Here is a 9,289-nt window from a genome sequence, read left to right on the forward strand (position 1 = left end):
TCTAATTCTTAAGTTTCAGACTTATTTCAATTTCTTCAATAAATTAATTTAAAACAAAAAGAGCCGCCAAAATTACCGATAATAAAACCGGAATTAGCGGCGACTCTTGTGCGGATGAAGGGACTCGAACCCCCACGCCTCTCGGCACTAGATCCTAAGTCTAGCGCGGCTACCAATTACGCCACATCCGCTGCAAAAAAAACTTTGCAAATATATTCTTTTTTTCTTTAAAAAAATCTATAATATGATTTTTTGAAAATATTTAATAATAGGTTATAAGTATCAGTAAAACAGCTGAATAGCTAAGGTTTATTTTAGGATTGTGTAAATGAATTCGTTTTTTCGTTTACATGTGGCTTTATTGATTCGAAAATCAAGCGTATTATTTCGCTTTATGTAAAAAAATGAATCACCAATGAAAATATATTTTGCGGAGATTTGTTCAATAATTATTCTATGCTAAATCGTAAATAATCGCTCTAAGAAAACAGGCAGTTTATGTCAAATTTAGTTATTAGATGGGAATATTCGCCCGGTTCAGTTTTATTTATTGTGTGGTCTCAATTGAGAACAGGCAGCTAATGCGAAGGTACATTCGATTATAAAAACGATTTCAAAGAACTTTTCGAAATCGCACCTCAGGATGTTTTCCTTCTTAAGTTGTCATATTGATTTCGGGCTGAGAATTGGTTTTTGAAATCTTAAAAAATTTTGAATGTATGTCTTTATCAGGTAGTTAGTCTATCAATTAGTGAGAAAAATAAAATCAAAATATTAATAACTATCTTTGGACTGACAAAAATTAAGTGATATGTAAAGAATGTTAAACTTATGAGCGGATTAATAAATTTTCGATAGAATTTTCAATTGATGGCTTGATTAAAAATTTTATCATGTTTGAAAAGATTTAGTCCGAACATATATAATTAAAAGTAATAGAAATGCAGAAGTATTTAGAAAAACACATAAAAAAAGTTATTGACGACCATCCAAAGATTGGGGATATTTTAGAGGAATATAATATTGGTTGCGTACCTTGCACAGTTGGAACTTGTTTATTTAAAGATGTAGTCTCCATCCATAGCATGCCAAAGAAAGATGAAGCGATGCTTATGTTCAAGATAGAAAAAGAACTCTATCCTGACCGTGATGTAAAACTAAGAGAAGTGTCAGAAGAGGAAGAAATAAAAGTAAAGGAGTTAAAATATTCGCCCCCTCTGAAACAATTAGTTGATGAGCATGTAAATATCATGCAAGTAATTTATTGTATTCCCGACATTATTGAGCTTATTGGCAAGTCAGTAGATTTAGACAAAAATTTGGTGCTAAATACAGTAAGGTTTATTCAGGAATATGCCGATAAATATCATCATGCCAAAGAAGAAGACATTCTTTTTGATTATGCCGACAAATCATTAGAAATAATAAATGTTATCAAAGAAGATCATACCACTTCCCGAAACCACATGAAGGCTGTGATAGAAGCTGTGGAGAGAGGAGACAAAAATGAAATTGCAAATCGTATGACAGCATACGCAAAACTTCTGACCGAACATATTAAAAAGGAAGATGAAATTCTTTACCCATGGATAGATAGAAGTTTGACAACCACACAGGTAGGAGAACTATTCCAAAAGTTCTCAGACTCAAATAATACACTGGGTAGAGAATTACCAAAACGCAATTTAGACTTTATGAAATCGCTGCAACAAATGTTTGAAAAGTAGAAATCAATATTTGAATTATGAATTTTTAGTTTTATTTTATGCCTTTCCTATTGGTTAGAAATAGGAAAGTTTAGGAAATTATATTGAGCCCAAAGGAGGTTTGAAACATCAATGCAAGTTAGGTAAATTTCCTTCCAAAATTTTTTCAAGTTCTTTTGCGTTTTTAGATTTAATCTCCAGTCTAATTTCCTTCTTATTTTCGACAAGAAAACATAAATGACTGCGGCGTTCTACCTTACGCAAAAATGACAAATTGATGAAATTCCAGCGGCTAATTTTGAAAAACTCATCAGGTTTGAGCTTTTTACTCACCTGATTCATATTAGTAGTTACAGTTTCTATTCGGTCGTTTGTCAAAAATATATCACAGTAATTTCCATCTGCTTCAAGATATATTATCTCAGGAGGATAAATGAGTGTGAAACCTGTACTGGTATTAAATTTTATGTGTTGATTACTTTCCAATTTTTTCAAAAGTTTTTCAAGCTTTGCCTGAGTAATTTTCTTATCCTCTTCTTCCATTGCTAAATTAACTTTCTCCTTTAGGGCAATAGGATCAACCGGTTTCTTGAGGTAAGCAAGTGCTGCATATTCGATAGCTTGAATTGCAAATTTTTCATAAGCCGTAACAAAAATTAAATGAGGTGAATATACTTCAGATTTAATATGTCTAACCACATCAAAACCTGAGTATTTTGGCATTTGAACATCAAGAAATAAAATTTCCGGTTTCAATTTCATGATTTCTGGAATAGCCTCATCAGGATTCGTAAAAGTCCCAATTATTTCTATCAAATTTAGCTCAAAAATATTTTCTTTCAAAAACTTGATTGATTTTTCCTCATCATCTACAATAATAGCTGTGAGTTTATCTTCTCTCATATTTACTTATCTTAAACGAAAATTTCAAAGGAATGATAACTTTTACAATAGTACCGGTTGGATTATCATTATGGTCATACAAATCGGTAATTTCATGTTTGATTTTTGAAGAATTATATTCATTAAAAAGATTATAATAGTTTTCCATTATCTGTAAACCAAAACCAGTAGTACCTGTTGATAGTTCTTTTGCCTTTTTTCTCCCAATACCATCGTCTTTTATTTCAAAGAAAAGCTCATTATTCCTCTTTTTAATTTCAATAAGAATTGTTCCTGGTCCTTCCTTTAGTCTAATACCATGTTTGATTGCATTTTCAACATATGTTTGTAGCAGCATTTTAGGTATTTGAGATTGTTGATTCACATTTTCATCAATATTAATGTTATAATTGAATTTATCCGAAAACCTTTCTTGTTCCAAACTAAGATAACTTTTTAAATAGTCAATTTCCTCCTCAATAGTTCTGGTGATTTTATCTGAAGATTCTAATACATTTCTTACCAGCTTAGTAAACTGCATAAAAATCTCATAGATTTTTGGACCGTTTCTTTTAATTTCATAAGCCATTGTGTTGAAAACATTGAAAGTGAAATGTGGGTCTAATTGATTTCCAAAGTTTTTTAATTGAAGGTCAACTATTTTCCTTCTTATCCTCTCATTTTTTTCTGTTTGTATTCGCTGCATTTTCCTGATTGCTTCAATAAACAACCATATTGCCAGAAATATTCCCAGATAAATTACATATTCAAATAGTGAATAAGGATTTTTTTCATAGCTGCATTTCATGTAATTTTTATCATTGTAAAAGAACAAAGATGGAGGATTATTTCCATTTTTCGCAATTTGTAGCTTTCCATAGGAAAATCCTTCCGCTTTGTATGAAATTGGATCTGAGAAATCGTTTTGTGTAATCACTATTGAGTCATTGAAAGACGAGAATATGTATTCTTTACTTCCATCATTGTCCATATCTTCATGAAACAATAAATAACCAATAGTTTTCCCTAACGAAATAGAATCAATTAGTTCAAGATTGTAATTAAATACTTTAATCATTCCAAATTCATTATATACCATTAATCTTTTTTGTTTGTAGTCTGCAAGAAAAGATCTAGATATTTTGTCTGATTCTGGAAACCTTATCCCTTCAATTGAATCCCCCATATGATCTACTAACCACAATTGAGGGAAATTTCTATACTCACCTCTATGATCATAAAAACAAGCAATTAATTGTTTTCCATCTCTAATTATTGGTTTAGCCAGAATTTTACTATCAAATCCTTTCCGTTCTATCGGAGGAAACCTTAAAGTAAGGTCATGGTTATACACCATTAGCCATGCACTATAATCATGGAATTCATAGTCTAAACTGTCATGTACATTTCCTGCTGCACGTGTACTTCCAACAAACTCCTTAAAATTGTTGCCATCTATATCTGAAATGTCATAACCTTCATTAATATAACTTCCATAATCTTTAGATTTAGTAATAGTATTAATTCTGTGGTTATATACAAAAATGTTTCTTGGAAATATGGCAAATCCAGAATTAATAACAAAACTCAAATCATTAAATCCATCAGCATCAATATCATCAACTTTTAAAAATAAAATTTGAGGATTCGGAGTATCATAATTATTATTTAACTCACAGATCTTTTTATTTTCGCGAACTTTAGACTTTCTGTGGTTTAATGGGTCAAGGCAGTGTAAATTTACAAAATCTCCAGTTCTGGTAAATAGAAAAATTTCATCCTTTCCGTCATTATTAATGTCAGCAAATGCCAATCTTTCGCCATAAATAATTCCTCCATCAAAATTCCACTGATCTATTGTTCCACCTGCTTTACAAACCATTATGGTATGCTCATCTTCAGATAAATATGAATATATCTCTTCTGAAATCCCATCGTTGTCAAGATCATGCAAGTAAACTATTTGATTTGCTCCAATATTCTTCAATTTCCTTTGAGCAATTGGTTTAATCTCATATTTGCTAAATATATCTGGTATTAAATAAATCACAATTATGACTAAAGGTATTGACCAAATCCATGATTTTAATAATATGCTATTTATCTTTTTCATAAAATTATTGAAATACAAAGCTAAAAGATTATTTGAAATTGATTTCATACTTTGAAAATATTACTTGGTAATCTTAAAACTATGATTGAGACAATTCACTGATAAATATTTGGATAATAGGCATATAAGTATGTATAATTGCATAGTTATTAATTAAAATTTTGGAGGATTTATTATGAAAAATTATTTTTTAATTATGTGTTTGATGTTTGGATTTTTTCTGAATTCAGAAGCCCAAACAATTTTTTCTGATGATTTTGCAATCGATCAGGGTTGGACAAGTTCACACCCTAATGATATTTATTGGTCAGGCAATGACGGTGGTTCATTGTTGTGGCATGCAAAACGTAATGTTAATCAGAACTGTTACATGCCAATCTCCCAGTACAATGGTGGATTTGAGATGAGCGTAAGGCATAAGTCAACCAGTTATACAAGTAATAGTTGGATTGAAGTTGGATTAGTTTCTGATTATGATGGTTATGCGAGTATTAATTCCTATCCGGAAAGTGGAGTAATATTACGGATTGGTTGGACTGGTGGAGGTACACCATTCTCTGTTAATTATATTGCTCCCCAATTGTTTTATTCAAACGGTACGAGCTGGGCACCAAATTTGGGAGATATAAATCCTGGAGGCTCAGGTCCAGACACAACTACTTTTGTTGGCTATAGCAATAATACCTGGTATGAAACAACATTGCAGTATTACGATAGTACATTGGTACTTACAGTTAATGATGATAATGGCAATCTGGTAGGTGAAAGGATTTATACAGTTACTCCTGAAGCATTTAATTTCAATTATGTTTACATTGGGAATAGTGATACACAAGATCCCAGTAGTATGCAAGGGATAATTGATGATCTTAATATTCAACAATATCCTACCTCTTTGCAAGAAGTTTGCTACCCTGGAAGTACTTTGGTTAACGATGATTTCTCATCTGGAGTTGGAAACTGGAACGAATACGATCCTGATTCAAAAATTACGATTAATCAACGTGTGGAATATAGTGACTGGAAACGCTACGATGAAGGATTTGTACATCAGACAATCCCTGCCATTACTGATTTTGAATTAAACTTTGACTTTAGAATTACAGATAAATGGGGCAATGCAAAATCGGCTGGCCCATGTGTATCGGATTTTTATGGTAGTCTTAGCGATGTTGGTATTGGCAATTATGTTCATATGGCATATTGGGCAGGATCTGGTTTTAGTAGAGTTGGTATTTATTCAGTAATTAATGGAGTTATCAACTCTGATTTTAATCTGCCAGAAAATAATGTGGGTGTTACAATAGGTCAGACCTATTATGCACAAATAAAAAAGTGCGAAAATGAAATTATATTCAATTTATACACAGATTCTATCTTGAGCACTCATGCCAGTGGTAGTCCGGTAATTATTACAGCAAATTTTGCGGGCACCATTTTTACTGATTTATATGCAATTAATAGCTGGGTAAATGATTCTGTTGGTAATCCAGAATGGACTAGTGGTTGGGTTGATAACATCCAGTTGACTGAATATACAGGTAGCCAAATTATTGTTTTGGGTTGTGGTTATTCATTAGATGACTTTGATGGTAATTTATATTCTATTACCCAGATAGGAAATCAATGCTGGATGAGAGAAAACCTACGTACAACAACATTTTCTGATGGTACACCAATACCAAATGTATCAAATAGTACTTCATGGTCAGCACTTTCGTCAACGGATATAGCATATTGTGCATACGATGATGATTCATCAAATTTGGAACATTATGGAGCCTTATATACATGGGCAGCTACTCTAAATGGTGCTTCGCCTACGCAAAATGATATACAGGGTGTTTGTCCTGATGGTTGGCACATTCCAGATCACGACGATTGGGAAGAAGTGGCATCATATATTGCTGATGATAATGGTGGTGCAAGTAATGGATATGAACATAGTTCAAATAATAATGGTGTTGACTGGTTGTTGGTAGGTGACCACATGAAATCAACAACTGGTTGGCCAAGTGGAACAAATGGAACAGATGATTATGGTTTTAATGGAATCCCAAGTGGCAAAAGATATAATTCCGGTGGTTTTATTTACAAAGACATCCATAATTACTATTGGTCCGTTGCTGAGATTTCGACTAGTCAAGCATGGACACGGTCGTTGTTTTCAACGAATTCGAGATTAAATAAGAATAATGCTGATAAAAGTCATGGATTTTCTGTAAGATGTGTAAAAACAGTAGAACCATTAATTGCAAGCATTCCAATAGCCTCTACCGATTCTTTATATGATGATACTAATAGTTCTGTAATTGCAGAAGGAAATGTTTTATATGAGGGTGGAGTAGGTGTTACTGAAAAAGGATTTTGTTGGAATATGACAGGCAATCCAACATTGGTAGATTCGTTCATAGTTGAAGGTTATGGTATAGGAAGTTTTACAAGTACAATAACCGGATTATTAGCTAATACTACATATTATATTAGGGCTTATGCAACAAATAGTATTGGTACAGCTTATGGGAATGAACTGCAATTTACAACTGACACAAGTTCGGTAAACGTAGATTTTGTCAATATTCCTGCCGGAGTGTATGATATAAATGGAATCAGTGTAACATTAAGCTCCTACAATATAAGTAAATACGAAGTAACCCATACTGAATTTATTCAATTCTTAAACAGTATAAACTGTAATGTCGATGGTAGCTATAACGATGCTGTTTATGGTAATGTTGAATATATTGATATGAATGCTACAGATTGTGCAATAGACCATAATAGTAGTATTTTTTATTTTGTAGGAAGCAGTTATGCTACAACCGCCGACTGTCCTGTAATAGAAGTAACATGGTATGGAGCATATGCTTATACTCAATGGGCAGGTGGTAGGTTACCGACAGAGTCAGAATGGGAGGTTGCAGGCAGAGGTGCATCTGTAGGTATTACAGTTGGGACATATTATGATATTTATGCAGGAACAAATGGCAACAGCTTGCTTGGAGATTATGCTTGGTATAATATCAATAGCAATTCACAGACCCACCCAGTAGGCACTAAACTGTCTAACGAAATTGGTTTGTACGATATGTCCGGAAATGTTTGGGAATGGTGTAGTGATTGGTATGGAAGTGGTTATCCTTCAGGAACAAACAGCCCAACTGGAGCTATATCAGGTTCCAGTCGTGTACTACGTGGAGGAAGCTGGTACGCCTATTCCTACCATTCCGAAATGACAAATCGTAACTACTACGACCCATTTGGTAGCAACAAAAATGTGGGTTTCCGTATTGTTTTTCCAGAAGTTATGATAGTTACTTTGCCATTGATTACTACGGATAGTGTAGCTAACATTACCCAAACTACTGCAAATGTTTTTGCAAATGTAACAAATAATGGAGGAGAGACAGTATCAGCAAGAGGCATTTGTTGGAATATTAGCGGAAATCCTACAATTTCTGATACACTTACAGTTGATGGTTCAGGTATAGGGATTTTCACAAGTACAATATCTGGAATATCACCTAATACTACATATTATATTAAGGCTTATGCAACTAACAGTGTAGGTACAGTTTATGGGAATGAAATCTCATTTGCAACCTTAGGATGCCCTATTTCTTCTATCCCATTTACAAAAGATTTCACAGTTGACCAGTGTTGGAGTAGTTCACATCCAAGTGATATACATTGGTCAAGTAATTTGGGTGGTTCATTATCGTGGCATGCAAAACGTGATGTAAATCAAAACTACTACTTGCCAATTACCCAGTATAATGGAAGCTTTGAAATGAGTGTGAGACATAAGTCAACAAGTTATACCAACAATAGTTGGATTGAAATAGGATTAGTTTCCAACTATGATAGTTTGTTGAATAATGTTTCCTATCCTGAAAGTGGAGTAATTGCTCGCATTGGCTGGACAGGTGGTGGAACACAATTCTCAGTTAATTACATAGTTCCACAATTATTTTATTCAGATGGAACAATCTGGTCGCCAAATCTAGGAGATATTAATCCCGGAGGTACAGGCCCTGATACAGCCAATTTCCTCAGTTACAATATGAACGTTTGGTATGAAACAACACTTAAATATTACGAAGGAGATATAATCTTAACTGTTACTGATACCCTTGGAAATCTATTAAGTGAACGGAATTATTCTGTTACCCATGAGGCATTTAATTTCAATTATTTCTATATTGGTAATAGCGACACACAAGATCCTAATAGTATTCAAGGAGTTTTCGATGATTTGAGTATTGAAGAATTCATTATGCCTTGCCCATGGCCATTCACAATTACGGCAACTAATCACACAATCCTAATCCAAGAAACAACTCCAATTACAATAAATGGAATCCAAATTGAATCTGGCGATTATATCGGAGTATTTTATGATTCTCTTGGTTCGATTGCTTGTGCTGGTTATATTGAATATGTAGGTGTAAATGCTGCATTGTCTGCATGGGGCGAAGATATTGGAAATGATGGATTTGTATCAGGTGAGGAATTCAAATGGAAAATTTGGGATGCTTCAAGCAATACTGAATATGAAGCCATTGCAACATTTGACCTTTCTGTAGCA

General features: G+C 33.2%; 4 protein-coding genes and 1 tRNA gene. 2 read left to right on the forward strand and 3 right to left on the reverse strand.

Annotation, left to right across the window (positions count from 1 at the left end; translation table 11 throughout):
• Positions 1 to 109: 109 nt before the first annotated feature.
• Positions 110 to 191 (reverse strand) — tRNA-Leu (locus tag HN894_05930).
• Positions 192 to 941: 750 nt separating this feature from the next.
• Here HN894_05930 and HN894_05935 point away from each other — a divergent pair.
• Positions 942 to 1,727 carry a hypothetical protein gene (locus HN894_05935; protein ID MBT7142858.1) on the forward strand — a complete coding sequence of 262 codons (786 nt, stop codon included), beginning with the start codon at positions 942 to 944 and terminating at the stop codon, positions 1,725 to 1,727.
• Between the two features lie 108 nt (positions 1,728 to 1,835).
• On the opposite strand, the gene HN894_05940 is transcribed toward HN894_05935, so the two are convergent.
• Both HN894_05940 and HN894_05945 read right to left on the reverse strand, forming a co-directional pair.
• Positions 1,836 to 2,609 (reverse strand): response regulator transcription factor, encoded by a 774-nt coding sequence (locus HN894_05940; protein ID MBT7142859.1) that lies wholly within the window; start codon positions 2,607 to 2,609, stop codon positions 1,836 to 1,838.
• A complete protein-coding gene (locus HN894_05945; protein ID MBT7142860.1) occupies positions 2,596 to 4,701 on the reverse strand; it encodes a histidine kinase in 2,106 nt (701 codons plus the stop codon). The genes HN894_05940 and HN894_05945 overlap by 14 nt, the downstream gene beginning before the upstream one ends.
• A 205-nt stretch (positions 4,702 to 4,906) precedes the next feature.
• On the opposite strand from HN894_05945, the gene HN894_05950 reads away from it, so the two are divergent.
• Positions 4,907 to 9,289, forward strand: a 4,383-nt coding sequence (locus tag HN894_05950; GenBank protein MBT7142861.1) for an SUMF1/EgtB/PvdO family nonheme iron enzyme, incomplete at its 3' end; no start/stop codon positions are given.

This window comes from Bacteroidota bacterium (genome assembly GCA_018692315.1).
Taxonomy (GTDB): domain Bacteria; phylum Bacteroidota; class Bacteroidia; order Bacteroidales; family JABHKC01; genus JABHKC01.

Excerpts from the sequence above, each read along its gene's own strand:
- HN894_05935 (MBT7142858.1), top strand. The coding sequence starts at position 942 with ATGCAGAAGTATTTAGAAAAACACATAAAAAAAGTTATTGACGACCAT.
- HN894_05940 (MBT7142859.1), bottom strand. The coding sequence starts at position 2,609 with ATGAGAGAAGATAAACTCACAGCTATTATTGTAGATGATGAGGAAAAA.
- HN894_05945 (MBT7142860.1), bottom strand. The coding sequence starts at position 4,701 with ATGAAAAAGATAAATAGCATATTATTAAAATCATGGATTTGGTCAATA.